This is a genomic window from Acidovorax radicis N35 (assembly GCF_000204195.1).
GTDB classification, from domain to species: Bacteria; Pseudomonadota; Gammaproteobacteria; order Burkholderiales; family Burkholderiaceae_C; genus Acidovorax; species Acidovorax radicis.
Map to the genome: position 1 here is coordinate 24,657 of NZ_AFBG01000018.1, position 22,614 is coordinate 47,270.

The 22,614-nt window shown below is 66.1% G+C and carries 17 protein-coding genes; 4 read left to right on the forward strand and 13 right to left on the reverse strand.

All coding sequences use genetic code 11. The features are described from left to right. Positions 1 to 2: 2 nt before the first annotated feature. The 3 genes from ARADN35_RS0105660 to ARADN35_RS0105670 all read right to left on the reverse strand — a co-directional run bounded on the left by ARADN35_RS0105660 (position 3) and on the right by ARADN35_RS0105670 (position 2,904). A complete protein-coding gene (locus ARADN35_RS0105660) occupies positions 3 to 317 on the reverse strand; it encodes a hypothetical protein (protein ID WP_010459975.1) in 315 nt (104 codons plus the stop codon). An 89-nt stretch (positions 318 to 406) separates the two neighbouring features. After that, entirely contained in the window at positions 407 to 1,660 is a 1,254-nt protein-coding gene (locus ARADN35_RS0105665; protein ID WP_010459978.1) for a BaiN/RdsA family NAD(P)/FAD-dependent oxidoreductase, read from the reverse strand. A 68-nt stretch (positions 1,661 to 1,728) separates the two neighbouring features. After that, the gene (locus ARADN35_RS0105670) at positions 1,729 to 2,904 is read right to left on the reverse strand and encodes an ABC transporter substrate-binding protein (protein ID WP_010459980.1); all 1,176 of its coding nucleotides are present in this window, start codon (positions 2,902 to 2,904) and stop codon (positions 1,729 to 1,731) included. A 292-nt stretch (positions 2,905 to 3,196) separates the two neighbouring features. Between ARADN35_RS0105670 and ARADN35_RS0105675 the strand changes: the two genes are divergently transcribed. Then, positions 3,197 to 3,682, forward strand: coding sequence for a DUF4124 domain-containing protein (locus tag ARADN35_RS0105675; protein WP_010459982.1), 486 nt, complete (start codon positions 3,197 to 3,199; stop codon positions 3,680 to 3,682). A 19-nt stretch (positions 3,683 to 3,701) separates the two neighbouring features. Here the strand turns inward: ARADN35_RS0105675 and ARADN35_RS0105680 are convergent, their stop codons facing one another. Then, a complete protein-coding gene (locus ARADN35_RS0105680) occupies positions 3,702 to 4,835 on the reverse strand; it encodes a sterol desaturase family protein (protein ID WP_010459984.1) in 1,134 nt (377 codons plus the stop codon). 123 nt (positions 4,836 to 4,958) lie between these two features. On the opposite strand from ARADN35_RS0105680, the gene ARADN35_RS0105685 reads away from it, so the two are divergent. Next, positions 4,959 to 5,447 carry an acyl-CoA thioesterase gene (locus ARADN35_RS0105685; RefSeq protein ID WP_010459986.1) on the forward strand — a complete coding sequence of 163 codons (489 nt, stop codon included), beginning with the start codon at positions 4,959 to 4,961 and terminating at the stop codon, positions 5,445 to 5,447. Positions 5,448 to 5,516: 69 nt separating this feature from the next. Here the strand turns inward: ARADN35_RS0105685 and ARADN35_RS0105690 are convergent, their stop codons facing one another. The 8 genes from ARADN35_RS0105690 to nirB form a co-directional block, all read right to left on the reverse strand. Next, a complete protein-coding gene (locus ARADN35_RS0105690) occupies positions 5,517 to 6,956 on the reverse strand; it encodes a cellulase family glycosylhydrolase (RefSeq protein WP_010459988.1) in 1,440 nt (479 codons plus the stop codon). Between the two features lie 158 nt (positions 6,957 to 7,114). Further along, positions 7,115 to 7,828 (reverse strand): methyl-accepting chemotaxis domain-containing protein, encoded by a 714-nt coding sequence (locus ARADN35_RS0105695; RefSeq protein WP_010459990.1) that lies wholly within the window; start codon positions 7,826 to 7,828, stop codon positions 7,115 to 7,117. 273 nt (positions 7,829 to 8,101) lie between these two features. After that, positions 8,102 to 8,935: a uroporphyrinogen-III C-methyltransferase gene (gene cobA / locus ARADN35_RS0105700; RefSeq protein WP_010459992.1), complete on the reverse strand. Its 834-nt coding sequence runs from the start codon at positions 8,933 to 8,935 to the stop codon at positions 8,102 to 8,104. Next, positions 8,932 to 9,855 (reverse strand): DNA-binding protein YbiB, encoded by a 924-nt coding sequence (gene ybiB, locus ARADN35_RS0105705; protein WP_010459994.1) that lies wholly within the window; start codon positions 9,853 to 9,855, stop codon positions 8,932 to 8,934. Before ybiB ends, cobA begins: the two co-directional genes overlap by 4 nt. A 166-nt stretch (positions 9,856 to 10,021) precedes the next feature. Then, positions 10,022 to 12,859 carry a nitrate reductase gene (locus ARADN35_RS0105710; protein ID WP_010459996.1) on the reverse strand — a complete coding sequence of 946 codons (2,838 nt, stop codon included), beginning with the start codon at positions 12,857 to 12,859 and terminating at the stop codon, positions 10,022 to 10,024. Between the two features lie 124 nt (positions 12,860 to 12,983). After that, positions 12,984 to 13,382, reverse strand: coding sequence for a nitrite reductase small subunit NirD (nirD, locus tag ARADN35_RS0105715; RefSeq protein WP_010459998.1), 399 nt, complete (start codon positions 13,380 to 13,382; stop codon positions 12,984 to 12,986). 93 nt (positions 13,383 to 13,475) lie between these two features. After that, on the reverse strand, positions 13,476 to 14,279 hold the full coding sequence (locus ARADN35_RS0105720) for a type IV pili methyl-accepting chemotaxis transducer N-terminal domain-containing protein (protein WP_010460000.1): 804 nt from the start codon (positions 14,277 to 14,279) through the stop codon (positions 13,476 to 13,478). Between the two features lie 38 nt (positions 14,280 to 14,317). Further along, positions 14,318 to 16,762 carry a nitrite reductase large subunit NirB gene (gene nirB / locus ARADN35_RS0105725; protein ID WP_010460002.1) on the reverse strand — a complete coding sequence of 815 codons (2,445 nt, stop codon included), beginning with the start codon at positions 16,760 to 16,762 and terminating at the stop codon, positions 14,318 to 14,320. Between the two features lie 353 nt (positions 16,763 to 17,115). On the opposite strand from nirB, the gene ARADN35_RS0105730 reads away from it, so the two are divergent. After that, positions 17,116 to 18,879, forward strand: coding sequence for a bifunctional protein-serine/threonine kinase/phosphatase (locus tag ARADN35_RS0105730; RefSeq protein WP_010460004.1), 1,764 nt, complete (start codon positions 17,116 to 17,118; stop codon positions 18,877 to 18,879). Between the two features lie 168 nt (positions 18,880 to 19,047). Here the strand turns inward: ARADN35_RS0105730 and ARADN35_RS0105735 are convergent, their stop codons facing one another. Continuing rightward, positions 19,048 to 20,265 carry an MFS transporter gene (locus ARADN35_RS0105735; protein WP_029413424.1) on the reverse strand — a complete coding sequence of 406 codons (1,218 nt, stop codon included), beginning with the start codon at positions 20,263 to 20,265 and terminating at the stop codon, positions 19,048 to 19,050. Positions 20,266 to 20,782: 517 nt separating this feature from the next. Here ARADN35_RS0105735 and ARADN35_RS0105740 point away from each other — a divergent pair. After that, entirely contained in the window at positions 20,783 to 22,495 is a 1,713-nt protein-coding gene (locus ARADN35_RS0105740; RefSeq protein ID WP_010460009.1) for a methyl-accepting chemotaxis protein, read from the forward strand. The last annotated feature ends 119 nt before the right edge of the window (positions 22,496 to 22,614 follow it).

Below are 22,614 nucleotides of genomic sequence, written 5' to 3' on the forward strand. Positions count from 1 at the left end.
CGTCAGGCAAGCCGGATGTGCAGCGCGACGGCCAGTCCGACCAGGATGGCGCCCGGGGCCATATTGCCCAGCCATAGTGAGGTGCGTGAGGTCGAGCGGCCCGAGATGCGCGAGTCTGCCCGCAGGTAGGCATCGCCCTCATCAGTGCACAGCCACCAGACCATCACCGCGCCCCCGGCCAGCGAGCCCACGCCCAGGGCCGCGAGGATCGCGATGAAGATGTTTCCGCCAATGCTTGCTGCAGGGACGAGGGCAATCAGTGCGCCCACGGCCGTTGCGGCCGCTTGGTACTTTTCTGCGCGTTCGAATCCATCCATGCCGTGGCTCCCGCCGTGTCACCGGTAAAGCGATGTGTTGTTGCCGGGAGTTTAGGTGCGATGCCCCTCCCGATTGCGAACGGAGTGCGTCAGTGGTCCGCTGGCGGCAGTGCCTGCGCGCACGCCGCGGCGCTGGCCCAGGCCCACTGAAAGTTGTAGCCCCCCAGCCAGCCCGTCACATCGACCACTTCGCCAATGAAATACAGGCCTGGCTGCGTCTTGCACTCCATGGTCTGCTGCGACAGCACCCGCGTGTCCACACCGCCCAGCGTGACCTCGGCCTTCTTGTAGCCCTCGGTGCCGGTGGGCGTCAGCTCCCAGCGCGCCAGCTGTTCGGCCAGCCGCGCCAGAGCCTTGTCGCTGGCCTCGTTGATGGGGCGCTGCCAGTCGGGCTCGCGCTGGGCCCAGGCATCGGCCAGGCGGCTCGGGACCAGGGTGGCCAGCTCGTTGGCAATCAGCTTGCGCGAGCGGGCTTTGCCCTGCGCCAGCGCAGCTGGCAGATCCACCGTGGGCGCGAGGTTGATGGCCAGCGGCGTGCCCTCCTGCCAGTAGCTGGAGATCTGCAGCACTGCGGGGCCCGAGAGGCCGCGGTGGGTGAACAGCAGATCCTCGTCGAAGACCATGCGGTTCTTCTTGGAGCCGGTGCTGATCTGCACCGGCAATGCCAGCCCGGCCAACTGCGCATACGGCGCCCAGAGAGCGCCATCAAAGGTCATCGGAACGAGGCCAGGGCGGCGCTCGATGAGTGGGATGTTGAACTGCTGCGCCAGGCGGTAGCCAAAGTCGGTCGCACCGATCTTGGGAATGGACAACCCACCCGTGGCGACGACCAGCGAGCGCGCCCGCACCGGGCCTCGGTCAGTATCAATTTGATAGCTGTAAGCGCTTGATGGATCAGCGCCAGGGGCTGAAAACACTATATTTTTGACCGCACAAGGCTGCCAGTGCGTCACCTGGCCCGCCGCGCACTCGGCCAGCAGCATGGCGATGATGTCCTCGGCCGAGCGGTCGGCAAACAGCTGGCCCTTGTGTTTTTCGTGGAACGCAATGCCGTGTTTTTGCACCAGCGCAACGAAGTCGGCGGGCGTATAGCGCGACAGCGCCGAGCGGCAGAACTGCGGGTTCTGCCCCACAAAATGTTTGTGGGGCGCGGCAGGGTCCAGGTCGCGGTTGGTGAAGTTGCAGCGCCCGCCGCCCGAGATGCGGATCTTCTCGGCCACCTTCTCGGCATGGTCGATCAGCAATACCTTCAGGCCCCGCTGGCCCGCCTGGGCGGCGCAGAACAGGCCGGCGGCACCGGCGCCGATGATGACGGCGTCAAAAACAGAGGGGGTGTGGGGCACAGTAATGAACAGGCAGCGGTGGCGGGGCCGCCATTGTCGCCGCAGCGTTCATCGGGGCGATCACGCCGTCATTGCCGGTACACCCCGCCGGAGCCCACCACCGCAATGTCCACAAAATTCGAGCCGTGGTGGTTCTGTGCGCTGAACTGGTAGCTGTAGCCGCCCAGGTCGAGGTTGCCCAGGCCTTCCATGGCCTGGACCAGGCTGGCCCGGGTGACGCCGGGCCCTGCCGCGCGCAGGCCTTCAATGAGCACGCGCGCATCCATGTAGCCGGTATAGCGGTCGTAGTCCACGGGCTTGTCGTGGCGCTTCATGGATGCCTGGAATTCGCGCGTGAGTGCAATCGTGGGCTTGCTCGGCGATGGGCCGGTGCGCGCTACGGCCAGGCCGCGCGCATCGTCGCCCAGCGCCTTGAGCACCGCTGTGCCCGCGCCCAGGGACAGGGTGTAGACCGGCACGCCCAGGTTCGCACGGTTGGCGCGTACATAGGCCACCACGGGCGGGCCTGCCGCCACCAGCAGCACGGCTTGTGGTTTCTGGGCGGCCAGGGCCTTGGCGGCTTCGTTGGCGTCTTCTCCGGTCGGGGCGAGGGCATGCGAGCCGGCCAGCGTCGCGCCCTCGGCGGCAAGGGTCTTTTCGACCAATGGCAAAAGCAGCTTGCCAAAGTCATTGTTCTCGTAGGCGACGGCGATGCGTGCACTTTGCACGGCCACCAGGTTGCGCACAATTTTCACCAGCTCATCGGCGTAGCTGGCCCGGGTGGTGAACAGATAGGGGTGCTGCTGTGCCCGGATGGCGGGGCTGCCGGTGTACACCGAGATCAGCGGCAGCCTGGCTTGCGCCAGGTAGGGCAGCAGCGCCATCACCTGAGACGTGCCGGACACGCCAAACAGGGCCAGCACACCCTCTTTTTCGCTCAGCTGCTTGGCGTTCTCCAGCGTGCGGCGTGGATCGAACCCATCGTCCAGCGACACCAGCCGGACCTTGCGCCCGCCGATGCCGCCCTTGGCGTTGGCGTCTTCCACCGCGGCGTCCTGTCCTTCATGGATGGGCGCGAGAAAAGGGGCCATGCCACCCGACAACGCGGTAGACCGGCCAATGAGAATGTCGCCCTTGCCTGGAGTGGGTTGTGCTCTGGCGGACAGGCTGGCGAGGGCCGCACCGCCTGCCAGCGCCAGCACGAGACTGCGGCGGCGCGCCAGGGAAAGCCGCTGGCTAGCGGACAGGGCAACGTGGGTCTTCATCAAACAGCTCCTCCTGGTGTCGGCCACCGTGGCCACAAGGTGCGGCGATGGTAGGAGGGCGGTGGCTGCGCACCCACCGGGTTTTTACCGGGGCTGCGTCAAGTTAGGGACAGGCGCCTATCCCTATCCCTTGCGCAGGAGCGGAAACCTGGACGGATGTCCAAAGCCATGGGGCACGCAGCCGCTCCGCACGCCGTGCTTCGCGGGCCAGGGCCCGGTGTGATCGCGGAGGCGGCGGGCAGGTTGCGCGCGGCGCGTTAGCATGTCGCATCCACCCGCCAAGGACTGCTCCATGAAACCGATCCACTGTGCCGCCTGCGCCCTGGCGCTGGGCTTTCTGGCCCCGGCGTGGGCCATCAACAAATGTACGGACGCCAATGGCAAGGTGTCGTTCCAGGACGAGCCCTGCGCGGGCCAGGGCGAAAAGATCGAGGTACGGCCTGCCATGCAGGGCGCCAGCCCCGTTCAGCCCGGCCCCTCCACCGCAAAGGAAGGCGCCTTCGGCGCAACCTGGCAGCGCAAGCACTATCTGCAGAACCAGGGCGTGCCCCAGGCGCGCGCGGCCGTCGAGCGCAACCAGCAGGAATGCGCTGCAATGGCACCGGATACCGCAGTGGCCCATGCGGGCCCGCTGCGGCGCAGCACCCTGGCGTCAGGCTCCCAGTTCGCGCAGGAGCGTGCGGCCGGGGCCGACAAGGACAAGGCCGCGTGTGAGGCGCGAACCAACGAGCTGCGCAACCAGCTGAAGTCGCTCGAAGCCGAACTCGGCAAGCTGTAGTGCTTCGGGCGGGCCTACCTCAGCCCTTCCAGGTGAACGGAAACTTGAACTGCTTCACAAACCCGTTGGGCACATAGTCGCCCAGCACGCCGTAGTGTTCGGGCCAGAGCTTGGTGCTTTTCACGGCGGTACCAAAGAGGTAGTCAAGGAAGGCAAAGTGCGCGGCGTAGTTCTTGTCCAACGCCTCCTGGTCCTGGCTGTGGTGCCAGTGGTGGAAGTTGGGCGTGACCAGCACGTAGCGCAGCGGGCCCAGGCGCACGCTCACGTTGGCGTGGTTGAACACGGCCTGGAAGCCGACGATGACGATGTAGGCGTCGATCACTTCCTTGGAAAACCCCAGCACGTAGATGGGGGCCAGCACCAGCGTGCGCGTGATGATCAGCTCCAGGATGTGCTGGCGCGATCCCGCCATCCAGTCCATGCTCTTGACGCTGTGGTGCACGGCGTGCAGGCGCCACAACACAGGTACCTCGTGGTAGGCACGGTGGGTCCAGTACTGCACCAGGTCGGCCACCAGCACGATGAGGAACAGCGCCACCCAGAAGTTCAGGCCCTGCACCCAGCCGCGAATACCGTCGTTGGCCGCCCAGCCAAAAAACCGGTGCACGATGAGGTTGGTGGCCAGCAGCACGAAGCCCACCACCATGTGGTTCACGATGAAATGGTGGAAGTCCGTCTGCCACTCGGCGCGGAAGATGGGTTGGTCCTTGCGCAGCGCGAACAGCTTCTCGATGAAGATGAAGATCAGCGAGCTGCCCAGCAGGTCAAGGATGAACCAGTCCAGGCCGATGTACGGGGTGTTGTCGGGGAAGTTCGGGTCCACCTCGACCTTGTGGCCGCCCAGGAACGCCGCCAGCGCCACCATGGCAAAGGCAAACGTGGCCAGCCAGCGCGAGCGGTTGAAGAGGATGTTGACGAGGGAGATGCCCCCTGCGATGGCCATGGCGGTCAGCATGATGTAGCGGATCACCGTTACGTCGTAGCTCTTGCGCAGTTGTGGCGTGGTCAGGTATTCGGGGAAGTGGAAGGCCAGCACGCCCAGAAAACACAGGATGGCCAGCGTGAGCGCAATCACGCCGGACACGAGGCCCCGCCCGCGCCGCAGCGCACCATGGCTTTCGGTGAATTCATTGAGTTTGTCGATTTCGAGCATGCTTTCCCCTCTGGCCTCCCGGCCTGCTTGGCTTTTTGATGGGCCGCGATCTGGCTTGTGTGGCGCGAGTGTAGCGGCCTGCGGCGTTGTGCCTGCAACACGGTGGAGCCCTAAAATCGTGGCATGAACATCCCTTCACACCAACTCAGCATGACGGTGCTGATGTCTCCCGACATGGCCAATTTCTCCGGCAATGTGCACGGCGGGGCCATTCTCAAGCTGCTGGACCAGGTGGCCTATTCGTGCGCAAGCCGCTATTCGGCCTGCTATGTGGTGACACTGAGCGTAGACCAGGTGATGTTCCTGCAGCCCATCCATGTGGGGGAGCTGGTGACCTTCCTGGCCAGCGTGAACTACACCGGTTCCTCGTCGATGGAGGTCGGCATCAAGGTGGTGGCCGAAGACATCCGCTCGCAGGTGGTGCGGCATGTGAACAGCTGCTTCTTCACGATGGTGGCCGTGGACGAGGCGCGCAAGCCGGTGCAGGTGCCGCCGCTGTCGCCTTCCACGCCCGACGAACGCCGCCGCTGGGATGCGGCACTGCTGCGCAAGTCCTTGCGCAAGGAGCTGGCGGAGCGTTTCAGGCAGGTGCGCGAGACCGCTGGCGGGTAGGCCGGGAACCCGGAACAAAAAAGGGCCCCTGCATGGCAGGAGCCCTTGTTCAATGGGGGAAAAAGTTGCTTAGCGCGCGGCGCAGAAACCGAATTCGGCCGCTGCCCCGGGGGCGAGGGTCTTGTTCCAGTCCACACCGGACGCGTTCAGGTTGCTGCCCGCCTGCGACCAGGTGGCATTCCACAGGTTGTTGACGGTGCCGCTCACGGGGATGGTTATGGCCCAGTTGCCCGCGGCAGTACCTTGGTTGGTGACCCGAACCCGCTGGCAATAGCCTGAGTTCCAGACGCTGTCCATCATCTCCTGCACCGAGAAACCGCCGGCAGGCGTTGGCGTGGTGGGCGTGGTTGGGGTCGTGGGAGTGGTTGGTGTTGTCGGGGTGGTGGGCGTCGTGCCATCGCCCCAGAGCCGCTGCAGCAGCTGGACCTTGTCGGTGCGCACGGTGGTCCAGTCGTCATCCAGAATGCCGCCGGTGTCGCCACTGTTGGGGTTCCACGACCAGTAGAAGCCGCTGCGCATGCCCTTGCCGACCATGTAGTCCACCAGCGCGTTCTGCCACAACACGTCGCGCGCATCGCCACGGCCAAACTTGCCGCCGAACTCGCCCAGCATCACGGCATAGCCCGCCTGCACGAACTGGCCGAAATGCTGGTCCCAGATGGCCGGCATGTTGCTCGGGAAGTTGGAGGCGTTGAAGTAGGGCTGCACATAGACATCGGGCCCATAGGTGTGCGGCGCCAGCAGCAGGCGGTTGGCCGGAATGTTCAGGGGCGTGCAGGCCAGGGGTTCCAGGTTGCCACCCCAGAAGTGCGCGTTGCCGCCCGAGCAGCTGGGGTTCTCGCCGATGCCTTCCACGGCGATCAGCCATTGAGGCGCCACTTGCAGCACGGCCGCTGCGGCGCGCTCGGCCGCGCGGTTCCAGTCCGTGGCGTTGTTGCCGGTGCCCCAGGTGGCCGCGCCGTGGGGTTCGTTCTTGATGTCCAGGCCGATCACGCCGGGCACGCCTGCGTAGCGCTGCGCCACAAAGGTCAGGTCGCTGATCCACTGCTGCTCGCTGTAGCCGGGGGTGTACCAGAGTTCACTGATGGTCTGGCAATCGGGGGTGTGGTGGTCCAGCAGCACATACATGCCACGGTTGCTCAGCTCGCTGACGACCTTGTCCATCACCTGGATGGCTGACAGGCCCTGCAGATCGGCATTGCGGCCGTAGTCGATGCTGTCGGGCGGGGCCGAGCCGTGCAGGGTGGCGGGGCAAAACGGCAGGCGCACGGCATTGAAGCCCTGGGCCTGCATCTGCGTGATCATGTCGGTCCAGTTGCGTGCCCACAGGCCATGCACCACGTGGTTGTTGGTCTCAAAGCCAAACCAGTTCACGCCGCGCAGCTGGATGGCCTTGCCTGCACCGTCCAGCACCTTGCCTGCATTGATTTCGTAGCTCCAGGCCATGCTGGTGCTTGCCAGCAGGCAACCGGCCAACGCCAGGCTCTTGCACAGGGTGGTGATCTTCATGGCTTACGCGTCTCCCGAAAGTGTTGTGTGTCTGGCGTGAAAAAGGGGCCGGTCCGCTGCAGCCGGGCTACCGCCTGTCCGTGGGCGGAGTGTGGGCGCTCTGCCCATCCGCCGCCGTTTCCAATGGCTGTCAATTGTAAGTGCCTGTTGCACCCATTTCAGGCGGCTCCACGGCTGCGTCCGGCCAGCGAGACCGCCTGCAGCGAAAGTCCGTCGATTTCGTTGGTGATGCCGGAAAGTACGTTCGCCACCACGGCGAATTCCCGTCCGTGCTGGCCTGCGCGGGCCGCCATGACCTGGGCATTGAAGCTGACCACCTTGGCCTCGCGGGCCACCGTCTGGATCGACGCCACAATGCCTGCCAGCTCCTTCATGAGGGTTTCGGACTTCGCCTTGCCCACCTGGTCGAACACCGTGGTGGCGGTATTGAGCGCCTCCAGCACACTGTCGGTGGTTTGTACGAGCCGGTCCAGCACTTCCTCGACGCGTGGGCTGCGGCGTTCCGTGAAGTCCAGCGCGGTGCCTACCTGTTGTGCAAAGGCGTCGATGGTGGCGCCCACGCCGCTGGGGCCTTGGTACACCTTGCGGATGCGGTCGGCATCGGCGGTATCAAGGTGGCGCGGCGTATCTACCAACGTGGCCTGGCTGGTGGTGAACAGTGCCAGCGTGCTGCGTGCTGCTTTCAGATGCAGGTCGCTGCCGCCCGCTGCCAGCACGGTCTGCAGCACCATGCGTTGGGACAGCATGCGCTGGCGCGCTGCGAGGTTGACCAGCGACATCTCGTTGTCGCGGGGTGCCGATGACGGGGCCACGGAGGGGGTGAAGGGCGCTGGAGTGGTGCCGGTGCGTGGGGAAAGGGAATAGGCTGCCATGGGGGTCCTTTCGCGCATTGCATTCAGATACATGTTTCAAGCAATACCCGGGCCAATGTGCTGGATGCGCGTTGCAAAAAAGGGAGTTTTCTGTGCTTGCCGCGCGTCTCTGTGGCGGCGCTAGGCGGGGCAGTCCAGGTGCCTCGTCGCAAAGGGGCAAGCAAGGCCTGCTCCGGCCAACAAGCGTGGGAAGCGGGCCAGGATGCACCGGCATGGCGCGCACCCCGTGCACCAGAGTTGCCGGTACGTCGGGAGACCCTGCCTTGCGGGGTTCTACACGGCGCGCCGCGCCAGCGGGGCGTCAGCGGCGGCATCCTGCGATGCCAGGGCCACGCCGCGCACCACATCGCCCACCACGATCACCGACGGGCTGGCCAGCCCGTCGCGCGTGATGGTGGCGTGCAGCGCACCCAGGGTGGTGACCGCATGCCGCTGGTGTGGCAGGCTGGCGTGCTGGATGATGGCCACGGGTGTGCTGGCGGGCAGGCCGGTGAGCAGTTCCTGCTCGATGGTGGCAGCGCCACTCACGCCCATGTAGATCACCAGCGTGAGCTTGGCGTCGCGGGCCGTGGCGGCCAGCTGGCGCCAGTCGGTGCCCGCGTCGCCGGGCTTGGCGTGGCCGGTGACAAACACCACGCCGTGGGCATGCTCACGGTGGGTGAGCGGTGCGCCCAGCGAGGTCAGGCCCGCCAGGCCCGCCGTGATGCCGTTGACCACAGTGACGGGCACACCAGCGGCGCGCAGGTGCTCCACTTCTTCACCACCACGGCCAAAGATGAACGGATCGCCACCCTTGAGACGCACCACGTTCTCGCCTTCGTTCACCGCCATCAGCATCAGTTTTTCAATGAAGGCCTGGGGGGTGCTCTTGCAGCCGCCGCGCTTGCCCACGTAGATGATGCGGGCCGTGGGGGATGCGTGTGCCACGATGGCATCGCTCACCAGGTCATCCACCAGCAGCACGGTGGCCGCCTGGATGGCCTTGAGCGCCTTGATAGTCAGCAGCTCTGGGTCGCCCGGGCCTGCGCCGACCAGCGTGCAGCTGCCGCCGGTGCCCAGGTGGGGTGTGGAGGGGGGCAGGGTGGTGGTGGGCGTGGGGCGGCTCATGGGGATGTCTCCGAAACTGTTTGATCGGCAAGTCGCAAGATATGTTCCACCTGCCGTTTGATGGCCGGCGGGATCGGCAACTCGCCGGCCATCACGCAGCGCGTGTAGGCCGCCGTGGTGGCCACGTCGATCTCTGCAGGCAGGCCGGGCACTTCGCTGGCCGTGCCAGGCTGCTGGGATTCCAGGACCTGGTGCACGCCGCGCACAAAACCGTCGTAGCGGGGCGTGCGGCGGGGGTCGGTGGCGACCTCGCCTTCCAGGCCACGCGAGAGCAGTGCTGTCATGCCCAGCGTGCCGAACGTGGTTTGCAGCATCTCGAAGTATTCGGGGTGCGTGTAGGCCGTGACCACGACCGAGGGCCCTGCGCACGGGCTCATCAGCTTGACCACGCTGTGCCCCGGGTTGCGCAGGCCTACCACCTCGCGCACCGACAGCAGGCGCGCCAGGCCCGCGTGCAGGTGTTGGGTGTGGATGTGGCGCACCGTGCCATTTGCTATCTTTTCAGGAGCTTTTAGCGCAGGTATATCAAGCGCCAGCAGCACATCCGATGCCAAAATGCGGCGCGCCTCGGTGCGCATGCCATGCAGCAGCACGGGCAGGCCCTCACGTGCCAGCAGCAGGGCCAGTAGCGGTGTCAGCACCGGCAGCTTGCGCGCACCGTTGTAGCTGGGCAGCACGATGAGCGGGCGGTCGGTGGCGGGCAGCAGGGCCAGGCGCTGGTGCGTGGCATCGAGAAAGCCGCACATCTCCTCCGAGGTCTCGCCCTTGATGCGCATGGCCAGGCAAAAGGCGCCGATCTCCAGGTCGCTCACCTGACCATCCAGCACTTGGCCGAACAGATCCGTGGCCTGCTCACGCGTGAGCGGCTTGGCACCGCGTGCGCCACGGCCGATCTCTTTGATGTACTGGCTAATGCCCATGGTCTTTTTTTGGCGGATCGGTGAAACAGGGCTCCAGCGTCGTTATCTCGGCTTGCCGTACGCAAGCACTGTCTGCGCCGAGATGCCTAGCTGGAGCCCAGTTGCACCAATCCTGGTGTCTTGGGGGATATGTTCGCTATTTTCCTGCAACCTAGAGAACTTTTCGTTATATGGCGGCCTGTGCCAGGGGCTTGGACGCCAGCGGCCCCGTAGCGCGCACCATGCGCTTGAGTTCGGGCAGGCACGAGCCGCAGTTGGTGCCGCAGCGCAGCTTGCCCTGCAGCTGGGCCAGGCGGTCGTCGTCGGTGCCGTGGCAGCGCGCCAGCTCGGCGGTGATGGCGGTGTCCGTCACGTTGAAGCAGGTGCACACCGATTTGCCGCGCGACTGCACGGCCACGGGTGCCTTGGCGCCGGGGACCAGCAGCAGGCGGCCATAAGTTTGCGCGGGCAGCTCTTCCTGCAGCAGGGTCTTGAGCCAGCCCTCGGCGCTGGTGTCGCCTGCCAGCACGATGCCTTCGAGCGTGGTGGTGTCACCGTGGCGTGCCAGCCGCGCGGCGCGGCGCTGGCCGCGTTTTTTGTCGGCGTAGCGCAGCGTGTCGGTGGTGGCCAGTCCCATCAGGGCTTCGATGCGTTCCACCGTGGCGTCCGGCGGGGCTTCGTGCGCGGCGGCGCGCAGCAGCACACCCACGCGCTCGCGCCCGGGTTCGCCCAGCGGCGTGTTGTTGCTGAAGGGCACACAACTGGCAAACGGGAACTGCGCCATCAGTGCGGACAGCGCCTCGCGCGTGGCCTGGGCGCTGCTGGCGGGCAGCCAGGCCATCGCCAGCAGCGTCCAGGGCAGCTCGGCCTTGAGCACCTTCACGGCCGCGTGCTTGAGCTCGGGCTGCTTGGACGTGGGGCAGTAGGCCGAGGTGGTGAGCGCGTTCACGCCTGCCAAGCGCTCGCCGGTGGACGAGCAGCCGCTCAAGAACTCGCTGCCCCAGTGCATGGCCATGAAGGCCTGCGACAGGCCCACGGTGGTGTCGGCCTGCGCAGGCACCACGATGGTGCCGCGCTTGCTCGTCACATAGACCAGGTCGCCGTTCTTCAGGCCGCGCCGCTCCATGTCCTGCGGGTGCAGCTGCACGCTGGGCTCGGCCACATGGCCAAACAGGCGGCCCAGCGTGCCGGTGCGCGTCATGCCGTGCCACTGGTCGCGCAGGCGGCCCGTGGTCAGGCTGAAGGGGTAGCGCGATTCGCGTTGTTCGGCCGTAGGCAACCAGGCGTGTGCTGCAAAACGTGCGCGGCCGTCGGCGGTGGGGAAAACGCCGTCTTCGTACAGGCGGGCCTTGCCGGTGGTGGCGCCCTCGGGCAGCGGCCACTGTTGTGGCCCTTGGGATTCGAGCATGTCCCATGACAGGCCGGTGATGTCCAGGTCGCGGCCGCGCGTGCTTTCGCGGTGTTCGTTCCACACGGTTTCGGCGCCCTGGTCGGCGTCGTCAGTGGTGTAGGGGAACAGCGTGGGCTGGCCGGGGCGCAGGCGTGCCTCCAGCTGGTGCGCAAACTGCACCGCGATGGCCCAGTCGTGGCGTGTTTCGCCGGGGGCGGACACGGCAGAGCGCACGCGCGAGATGCGGCGCTCGCTGTTGGTCACCGTGCCGGTTTTTTCACCCCAGGTGGTGGCGGGCAGCAGCAGGTCGGCATAGGCGCAGGTGGCGGCGGTGGCAAAGGCCTCCTGCACCACCACGAACTCGGCGCGCTGCAGTGCGCGGCGCACGGTGGCCTGGTCGGGCATGCTCTGCGCGGGGTTGGTGCAGGCGATCCACAGGGCTTTGATCTCACCATCGGCGGCGGCCTGGAACATCTCCACCGCTGTCTTGCCGGGCTTGCTGGGCACATCGGCCACGCCCCACAGCGCGGCCACTTCGGCGCGGTGCTGCGGGTTGGCCAGGTCGCGGTGGGCGGTCAGCAAATTGGCCAGGCCCCCCACTTCGCGGCCGCCCATGGCGTTGGGCTGGCCCGTCAGGCTGAACGGGCCTGCACCGGGCTTGCCGATCTGCGCGGTGGCCAGGTGCAGGTTGACGAGCGCTGCGTTCTTGGCCGTGCCGCTGCTGCTCTGGTTCAGGCCCTGGCAGTACAGGCTCAACGTAGCCTTGGACGTGGCAAACCACTTGGCGGCTGTGGTCAGGTCGGCCACCGAAATGCCACACACCTGGGCCACACGGTCGGGCGTGGCTTCGCGCACCAGGGCCTTGAGTTCGTCAAAGCCCGTGGTGTGCGCGCCGATGTAGGCGGCGTCGATCCAGCCTTCCCACAGCATGATGTGCAGCATGCCGTTGAACAGCATCACGTCGCTGCCGGGCTGGATAGGCAGGAACAGGTCAGCCATGCCGGCCGTGTCGGTGCGGCGCGGGTCGGCCACGATGACCTTCATGCCGGGGTTGGCGGCGCGTGCGTCTTCGATGCGGCGAAACAAGATGGGGTGCGCCCAGGCTGCGTTGCTGCCCACGATGAACAGGCACTGCGCGTGTTTTACGTCGTCGTAGCAGGCGGGTGGCGCGTCGGCGCCCAGCGTCTGCTTGTAGCCCGCCACGGCGCTGCTCATGCACAGGCGCGAGTTGGTGTCGATGTTGTTGGTGCCGATCAGGCCCTTGGCGAGCTTGTTGAAGACGTAGTAGTCCTCGGTCAGCAACTGGCCGCTCACGTAAAAGCTCACGGCGTCGGGGCCGTGCTGCTGGATGGTGTGGGCAAACTTCTCGGTGGCCAGGCCCAGGGCCGCGTCCCATGAGATGGCGCGTGGAGCATCGCTGCGTTGCAGACGTTGCTGCGGCTGCAGCAGCCGGGTCTGCAGCGTGATGGGGCTGCTGGCCGTGAGGTGCAGGGTCGAGCCCTTGGTGCACAGGCGGCCAAAGTTGGCGGGGTGGTTTGGGTCGCCCCGCACCCCAGTGATCTGGGGGCCGTCGCTTTCGATGATCACGCCGCAGCCTACGCCACAGTAGGGGCAGGTGGATTTGGTTTCTTGCATGGCGTGGATTCCAGATATTTTTGGACTCCAGCGCTTATTGATAAAGCGCTGGAAGCTATTTATTTGATAGCGTTGGTGGTCGATGGGCCTTTGGACCTGCGGACAGAGGGGGCGGGGCGGGTGTTCAGGCCGCCAGGCCGCGCCGCACCGGCCCTGCCAGGGGCCGTGCCAGATCGAGCGCATGCGAATCCAGCTCCAGGGCATCCAGGTACACCGCGCCATCTTCCACCTTCACGGCGAACTTGGGCGTGCAGCCTTCGTCGGGCGCGGACGCCTGCCCGTCGCACAGGCCGATGGTCCAGTTGTGCAGCGGGCAGGCCACGTGGGTGCCAAACACGATGCCCTGCGACAGCGGGCCGCCCTTGTGCGGGCAGCGGTCCAGCAGCGCGAACACGCCCCCGGCGTCGTTGCGGAACACGGCCACATCCAGGCCCTGGGGGCGCGCCACGCGGCGCGAGCCCAGCTCGGGGATGTCCTCCACGCGGCAGATCAGCTTCCATTGCGGGGTGTGGGTCGTGGTCATCGCGGTTCCTTCGGTGTCTTTGGATGTTGTTGGGGAGCCTGCCAGGGTCTTCGTGGGGCGGCTCGTTATTTGTTGGGGGCTTGTGGCAGTTTCTCAGGCCGCCAGCGCCGCGTACATACCAGTCACACGGTCCATGCTGGAGAGCAGGTTCTCGCTGGCCACGAACACCTCGGCCACCTGGCGGTTCACGTTGCCGCCACCCTGCATGCGCTGCAGCGCGGCGTCAAAAAACACCCACTGCCCGTCGGCCAGCTGCAGTTCCTGGCGGATGCGGTTGGTAGCCTGGGGGGCGTTGCGCAGCAGCTCGGTGGCTGCGATGAATTCGCCGCGGGCCTTGGCGATCTCGGTGGTGGCGGTGGCCGCGTCCACGGGCAGCATGGCGGCCAGGTAGAACTTGGCCATGCGCTGGCTCAGCATGCGCTGGCGGCCCGCAACGTTGACCAGCTGGCCCACGGGCTTGCCCAGGGCCGCCTCGTACTGCGTGGTGCCCAGATGGGCCAGGGCCAGCACCTTGGCATCGGCCTGCAGCATGGCGCTGGCGTTGTCGGTGGACGAGGTTTCGGCCGCCAGCGTGACCTTGTGGGCGGCCCACGCGGTCTCCAGCTTCAGATAGGTCTCGCGGATGGCGGGCGAAGGCGCAAAGGCCTTGAGCTCTGCCAGCTGGCGCTCGAACAGTGCCATGGACTGGTCCAGCACCTGGCGTGCCGTGGGCGTGTCGGCCTTGTGGGACAGGGCCAGCCAGGCCTTGCCCACACGCTGGCTCAGCATGCGCTGGCGCCCGGCCTTGTTGATGGCGTCGTTGAGGTCGCTGATCTGGGCGTGGGCGTTGCCCAGCGGGGCCAGGGCGCTGCACGCGGCGGTGCAGCTGGCGGCGGTCAGGAGGGTTCTGCGGTCCATGGTGGGGTTCTCTATGGGCTCGGGCGATCAGGTGCCCATCAGGCGCCCAAGGGGGCAAACTGGCGCGTGTCCACCGCCGCCTTGTCAAATTCAAACCAGGGATCGGGCTCGCCGTCCAGCGCAAACTGCAGCTGCTCCCACAGCGCCTTGCGGCCCGCGTGGTCGTCGAGGATGCGCTTTTTCACGTAGTCCAGCCCCACGCGGTCCACGTAGTGCACGGTGCGCTCCAGGTACCAGCCTTCCTGGCGGTACAGCTCGCAGAACGCGCCGGTGTACTCCAGCACTTCTTCCGACGTCTTGAGCTTGGTGAAGAAGTGCGCCACCTCGGTCTTGATGCCGCCGTTGCCGGCCACGTACATCTCCCAGCCCGAGTCCACGCCGATGATGCCCACATCCTTGATGCCGGCCTCGGCGCAGTTGCGCGGGCAGCCCGATACCGCGAACTTCACCTTGTGCGGCGCGTACATGCGCCACATGGCGCGCTCCAGGTCCTTGCCCATCTGCGTGCTGTCCTGGGTGCCCATGCGGCACCACTCGCTGCCCACGCAGGTCTTCACGGTGCGCAGGGCCTTGGCGTAGGCGTGGCCGCTGGGCATGCCGATGTCCTTCCACACGTTGACCAGGTCTTCCTTCTTCACGCCCAGCAAATCGATGCGCTGGCCGCCCGTGACCTTGACGGTGGGGATCTTGTATTTGTCCACCGCATCGGCAATGCGGCGCAGTTCGTCTGCCGTGGTCTCTCCCCCCCACATGCGCGGGATGACGCTGTAGGTGCCGTCTTTCTGGATGTTGGCATGGCTGCGTTCGTTGATGAAGCGGCTTTGCGGGTCGTCCTTGGCCTCCTTGGGCCAGGTGCTGATGAGGTAGTAGTTGACGGCGGGGCGGCAGCTGGCGCAGCCGTTGGGCGTCTTCCATTCCATGAACTTGAACACGTCGGCGATGGTCACCAGCTTGCTGCTGCGGATCGCGTCGCGCACGGCCTGGTGGCCGTGGTCGGTGCAGCCGCACATGGCCTTGGTCTTGGGCGTGGCGCTGTAGTCGCCGCCCGCTGTGAACATGATGATCTGCTCCACCAGCCCGGTACATGAGCCGCAGGAGGCGCTGGCCTTGGTGTGCTTGCGCACTTCATCCAGCGTGAACAGGCCTTTTTCCTTGATGGCCTTGCAGATCGCGCCCTTGGTCACGCCGTTGCAGCCGCAGACCTCGTCGCTGTCTTGCATGGCGGCAGCCTTGCTCTGGCCCTGGTGGCCCGTGTCGCCCAGGTGCGATTCGCCAAACATGAGCTTGTCGCGCAGGTCGGTCACGCTGCGTCCGTCGCGCAGCAGCTTGAAGTACCAGCTGCCGTCCACCGTGTCGCCATACAGGCAGGCGCCCACCAGCTTGTCGTCCTTGATGACGAGCTTCTTGTACACACCGCCAAAGGGGTCGCTCATCACGATTTCCTCGGTGCCTTCACCGCCCTGGAAGTCGCCGGCCGAGAACAAGTCGATGCCGGTGACCTTGAGCTTGGTGGAGGTCAGCGAGCCCTGGTAGCGGCCGATGCCGAACTCGGCCAGGTGGTTGGCCAGCACCTTGCCCTGCTCGAACAGCGGGGCCACCAGGCCATAGGCGATGCCCCGGTGCGCGGCGCATTCACCCACGGCGTAGATGCGTGCGTCGGTAGTGGTCTGCAGCGTGTCACTCACCACAATGCCGCGGTTCACGTGCAGGCGCATCTTTTCAGCCAGCGCGGTGTTGGGGCGGATGCCCACGGCCATCACCACGAGGTCGGCGGGCACCTCGGTGCCATCCTTGAACTTGATGCCCGCCACGCGCCCGTCGGCGTTGCCCACGAGTTCCTGCGTCTGCGCGCCGATCAAGAATTGCATGCCGCGCTGCTGCAGCGAATCCTGCAGCATCTTGCCGGCCACATCGTCGAGCTGGCGTTCCATGAGCCACGGCGCCACGTGCACCACGGTGACCTGCATGCCGCGTTTCATGAGGCCGTTGGCAGCCTCCAGGCCCAAGAGGCCGCCGCCAATGACCACGGCGTGTTTGTAGGTGGCTGCGGCGTCGATCATGGCCTGGGTGTCGGCAATGTCGCGGTAGGCAAGCACACCCTTCAAGTCCTTGCCCGGCACGGGCAGGATGAACGGGTTGGAGCCGGTGGCCATGATCAGGCGGTCGTATTCGGCGGTGATCACGTCGCCTGCGGCACTGGTCGCGCTGACCACGCGGCGCACGCGGTCCACGTCGGTCACCGTGAAGCCGGTGTGCAGCGTGATGTGGTTGTCGGCATACCAGGACCAATCGTTCAGAATGATCTCGTCGATGGTCTGCTCGCCGGCCAGCACGGGCGAGAGCAGGATGCGGTTGTAGTTGGGGTGCGGCTCGGCACCGAACACCGTGATGTCGTACAGATCGGGGGCAATCTTGAGCAGCTCTTCCAGCGTGCGCACACCGGCCATGCCGTTTCCTACCATCACCAGCTTGAGCTTTTTCATCGTGACTCCGTCGGTTCTATCGCCTGGGCGATTCGAAAAACAAAAAAGGCGTCCACACGATGCTGCTTCGACTTTCATTCGAAACCGCATGTGCGGACGCCTTCGTCCGTACAACCCATCAGTGCGCCATTGCACGGATGAATTGCGTGACCTCGTGAGGTCGTTGCTGGGGTTAAGCAATGCTTGTGCCAGTCGGTTTGCACTGATGTGGGGCGGCGTTTGGGGGGTGAAGGGGCCTGTGTGCGGGTGGGCGGTGCAGGGCTGCCCCGGCGCCGCGCAGCGGCCGTGGGTGTGCGCCCTGGCCTGGCGCGGCGCGCACCACCTTGGGCACGGAACCTGCATGGAGCTGGTGCATGAGTTTTGAACTGGATTTCGGCCACGCCTCGCAGGCCGGGCGCAACGAGCTGAACGAGGACTTCGCCGCGCTGGTGCAGGGCCAGGGACGCGACCGCGAGCGCGGCGCGATTGCCGCCATTGCCGACGGCGTGAGCACCGGAGGCAATGGCCGCGAGGCCGCGCAGACCTCGGTGAACACGCTGGTGAACGACTACTTCGCCACGCCCGACACCTGGGACACCACGGTGGCGCTGGACCGCATCCTGTCCGCCCACAATGGCTGGCTGGCCTCCATGAACCGGCGGCGCCAGCCTGCGGTGGGGCTGACCACGCTGACCGCGCTGGTGCTGTGCGGCCAGTCGTACACGCTGGCCCACGTGGGCGACACGCGGGCCTACCTGGTGCGCGAGGGCCGCCTGCAGCAGCTGACCACCGACCACGTCATGTCGCAGCGCGACTTTGCCCACCAGCTCACCCGCGCCATGGGCCTGGATGACCATGTGGTGGTGGACTACAGCCAGGGCGAACTGCGCAGCGGCGACCTGTTTGTGCTGCTGTCGGACGGCGTGCACGGCAGCCTGCCCGAGCGCGAACTGCGCCAGCTGCTGCGCCAGGACCTGGCGGCCCAGGCGCTCTGCGACGAGCTGGCGCAGGCCGCGCTGCGCCGTGGCAGCAGCGACAACGTGACTGCGCTGGTGGTGCGGGTGCAGGGCGCGCTGGAGGCCACACTGCAGGACGAATCCCGCCGCGCGCAGGATCTGCCCGTGCTGCCCCTGCTCAAGGTGGGCGACACCGTGGATGGCCTCACGGTGACGGCCCTGGTGGCCGACAGTGGCATCCACCGCATCTACCAGGTGCGCGACGGGGCCACGCAGCGGCTGTATGCGCTCAAGACTCTGCTGCCCGCGCGTGCCCACGACGTGGAAGAGCGCGCCACGCTGGCGCACGAGGCCTGGGTGGCGCGGCGCATGCAGTCGGGCCAGGCCGCAGCCCATCTGGCGCGGCTCAACGACTGGCCATTGGGCGCCACCGGCACGGGCGATGGCGCGGGGGCCAGCGCGTTTTACCTGCTGTACGACTGGCATTCCGGCGACACGCTGGGGCAGCGCCTGCGCCACCGCCAGCACCTGGCCGTGGGGCAGGCCGTGACGGTGACCGTGCAGACCGCGCGCGTGCTGGGCTGGCTGCACCGCCAGGGCGTGGTGCACCGCGACATCAAGCCCGACAACCTGCACCTGGGCGACGATGGTGTGCTGCGCGTGCTGGACCTGGGCGTGGCCCTCTCCGGCCGCGAACCCGAGGCCACCCGCCGCCTGCACGCGGGCACCCCCAGCTACATGAACCCCGAGCAGTGGCCGGGCTACGAACGCAACGGAGACCCGTCCGGCCAGTTGCCCGATGCGGGCAGCGACCTGTTTGCGCTGGGTGTCACGCTGTACCAGCTGCTCAGCCAGGGGCGCCTGCCTTATGGCGAAGTGGTGCAGTACCAGCTGGGCCGCTACCACCGCGACCCCGTGGCCCCCAGCCGCCACAACCCGGGCGTTCCCATCTGGCTCGACCAGATCGCCTTGAAGGCCGTGGCCCGCAACCGCACGCAGCGCTTCGAAACGGCGGAGGAGCTGCTGCTGGCCCTGGAGCGCGGTGCCTCCCGGCCCTTGTCGGCCTCCGGCCCGCAGCCGCTGATGCAGCGCGACGCCACCGCCTTGTGGAAGATCGCGCTTGCGGTGAGCGTGCTGGTGAATCTGCTGCTGATCTACTGGTTGCTGTTCCTGCCCCGGTAAGGGCCGGTGGTGGTGATTTGCTACTGAAAATATAGCTACTAGCGCTTATGGGATAAGCGCTGGGTCCTGTTTTTGCTTGATTTCAGAGTGCCGAGGTGGTGCGCGGCCTCTGAAACCGGCGCGGCCCATGCCCCCACGCCAGAGGGGCAGGCAGGAAGCCGCAACGCCTCAGGAAGAAGTCCTGGCCCGTCCGCCGCGTTCGGCCCAGGTCCGCGTCCAGCGGATCTGCATCACGCGCAGCAGCAGCAGCATGGCCAGTGCACACACTGCGATGCCCACAAAGCCCCACAGGTACGTGCCGGTGTACTGGCGCGAAATGCCCATGCCGTTGGGGATAAGGCCACCGCCCAGCGCGCCGATCTCGCCGATCATCGAGCCCGCCACCGCCGTGGTCAGTGGCCAGCGCAACGGCACCAGCTGGAACAGTGCGCCGTTGCCAGCGCCCAGCGCTGCAAAACACACCAGGAACAGCAGCATGGTGATGGGCAGTGAGTTCTCTGCCAGGCCGCACAGCACCATGCTCACGGCCGTGATGGCGAGCACGCCCGTCAGTGTGTTGACGCCGCCCCAGTGGTCCGACAGCCAGCCGCCAAACACGCGCAGGGCCGCGCCCAGAAAGGCCGCCATCATCGTGAGCTGGCCTGCCTGCACCTTGCTCACGCTGAACTGGTCGTAGAAGTAGCTGGGCAAAAAGGCGGTGAGGCCGATGAAGCCGCCAAACGTCACGGCGTAGATCAGGCTGAAGGCCCAGCCGTCCTTTTCGAACAGGCAGGCAATGTGTTCACGAAAGCTGCTGTGGGCCGCAAGGTCTGGAGGTTCTTTGGCGTAGATGGCCATCACCAGCGCGGGGATGGCCACGCTCACGGCGGCAAAACCATACACGGCCTGCCAACCGAACTTTTGCGCCAGCGCGGGGGCCAGCAGTGCGGCCACCGCCGTACCCACGTTGCCGGCACCCACGATGCCCATGGCCAGGCCCTTGTAGCGCGGCGGAAACGAGCCCGAGCCCAGCGACAGCGCCACACCAAAGCTGGCTCCCGCCACGCCCAGCAGAATGCCCATGGCCAGCAGGTCGTTGTAGGTGTGCACGAACAGGAAACCGTAGCCCATGGCCAGGAAGATGCCCGCCATCTCGACCAGCGTGGCGTTCTTGCGGCCGATGTACTGCGCCAGGATGCCCAGCGGAAAACGCATGAGCGCACCCGCAAAGATGGGGATGGACAGCATCATGCCCATCTGCGTCGGCGTGAGCTGGAAGGCCTCGCGGATGAAAGGTGCCATCGCGCCGTTGATCACCCAGATTGCACACGAGAAGCCGAAATAGAGGAACGACGACCACAGCGTGGGGGCGTGGCCTGACTTGAGAAATTCTCGAAATTGAAGCATGGCGATCTTGCGCAAAGAAGCTGCAGTGCTGTTGCCAGCACACCCGCAGCCGGGCAGAAAACAAAAAGACGCCAACACGGGCTCTGCGGGCTTGGTTGTTTGCCAGCCCCAGCACACCCCATGAAGACGCCAACGTCTTGTTCGCCCAATCCGCCGTTGCACCGGGCTGTCACGCAGCCTGCGTTGGCTGCGCAGGTGATCAAGCAATGGTTATGCCAGCGCCTGTGGGTATGGATTTTTGAAAGGAAACGGACCCTGGCGCTTATCTGTTATCGATTGTTTGCTATATAAATCATAGTAATTGGTGAGCAAACCCCTGGAATGGTGCGTGGCTGCGTGGAGGGTGGGCATGGTATTGGTGCGGTGCACCATGTTGGTGATATGTGGCGGGCGCGTCCGCCATGCGCATTCAGTGTTTCCCTATTGCCAATCCTGGGCCTAGCATGGCAACGGCTTTTTTAGTTGAATGGCCGCGTGCTCCGGGCGAGCGCAAGGCACCTCCACGAAAGGGTTCTCCATGCGCGTCAATCTTCCGGTCAGCACGCAGGAATATGCGTTTCCCAAAGGCCAGACCCTGGTGTCCACCACCGATCTCAAGGGCCGCATCCTGTACTGCAACCCGATGTTCATCGAGGTCAGCGGGTACGAAAAACAGGAGCTTCTGGGGCAACCCCACAACATGATCCGTCACCCCGACATGCCCGAAGAAGCGTTCCGGGACATGTGGGAAACCATTGCCAGCGGCAACCCCTGGTCGGCCCCCGTCAAGAACCGGCGCAAGGATGGAAGCTTTTATTGGGTGATGGCCAACGTCACGCCGCTCATGCAGGGCGACCAGCCCACGGGTTTCATGTCGGTGCGCACGGAAGCCACCCGCGAGCAGGTCCAGGCTGCTGAGCAGCTCTACCGCCAGATGCAGGTTGAAAAACAGGCCGGAACCCTGGTGCACACCCTGCGCGAAGGGCAGGTGATCACCCGCAGCCTGCCAGGCCGCATCGCCCGGGCGCTGCAACCGGGGCCCCTGGGCAAGATCATGCTGTGCACACTGCTGCTGGTGGTCGCGTCCTGGTGCGCAGCGCTGCTGGGCGGGCACACGATGACCCTGGCGGGCGGGGCTGCCTGGCTGGGTGTGGTGCTGCTGGCCCTGGGCATGGCCGTGTACCTGCACCGCGCCACCGTGGCGCCGCTGCTGCAGATGCTGCGCTGGGCCAACCGCATGGCGGCGGGTGACCTCACCCAGAAGATCGCGGCGTCCCGCAACGACACCGTGGGCCAGCTGCAAAAAGCGCTGGCCCAGCTCAACGTGAACCTGTTGTCCATCGTGCGGGACGCGCGCCAGGAGAGTGAGCACATGCAGGTCTCCACGCGCGAGATCGCGCAAGGCAACCAGGACCTCTCATCGCGCACGGAGGCGCAGGCCAGCAACCTGGAGCAGACAGCGGCGTCGATGGAGCAAATCACTGGCACCGTCAAGCAGACGGCTGAATCGGCGCGCCAGGCCACGGTGCTGGCCACCCAGGCCACCCAGGTGGCCGAGCGCAGCAGCGAGGCCGTGGACGGCGTGGCCAGCACCATGAAGCAGATCCAGGCCGCGTCCGGGCGCATCAGCGAGGCCGTGGACGGCGTGGCCAGCACCATGAAGCAGATCCAGGCCGCGTCCGGGCGCATCAGCGAGATCACGCAGCTCATCGACTCCATCGCGTTCCAGACCAACATCCTCGCGCTCAACGCTGCGGTGGAGGCCGCGCGCGCCGGCGAGCAGGGCCGGGGTTTTGCGGTGGTGGCGTCTGAAGTGCGCAGCCTGTCGCACCGCACGTTGTCGGCCGCCAAGGAAATCCGCCAGCTCATCGACGACTCGGCCGCCAAGGTGAGCGAAGGGCACCAAAAGACCGACGCGGCCCAAAAGACCATGACCGAGTCACTGGAGCTGGTGCGCCGCGTGAACACGCTGATCGGCGAGATCCACAGTGCGTCCGACGAACAGCTCAGCGGTATCTCGCAGGTCAACGCCGCCGTGGCGCAGCTGGACACCATCACCCAGCAGAACGCCGCGCTGGTGGAGGAAAACGCAGCGTCTGCGATGGAGCTGAACGGCCAAGCCCAGACGATGACCGAGACCGTGAAGGTGTTCCGCGTCGATGCCTCGGCGCCTGCGCAGGTGCGGGATGCGGTGGCGCTGCGCAAGGAGATGAAGGCAGTGTCGTCGGAGCGGGCGCTGGCAGCGGTGTAGTGTGAAGAACTTGTGGAGTGGTTTGGGCCTCCAGCGCTTTTGCAGAAAGCGCTACCCGCTATGGTTTTTGCTGTGGTTGTGGGGCGGGGTGGTTGGTTGTTGGTGACATTGGGTCGGGT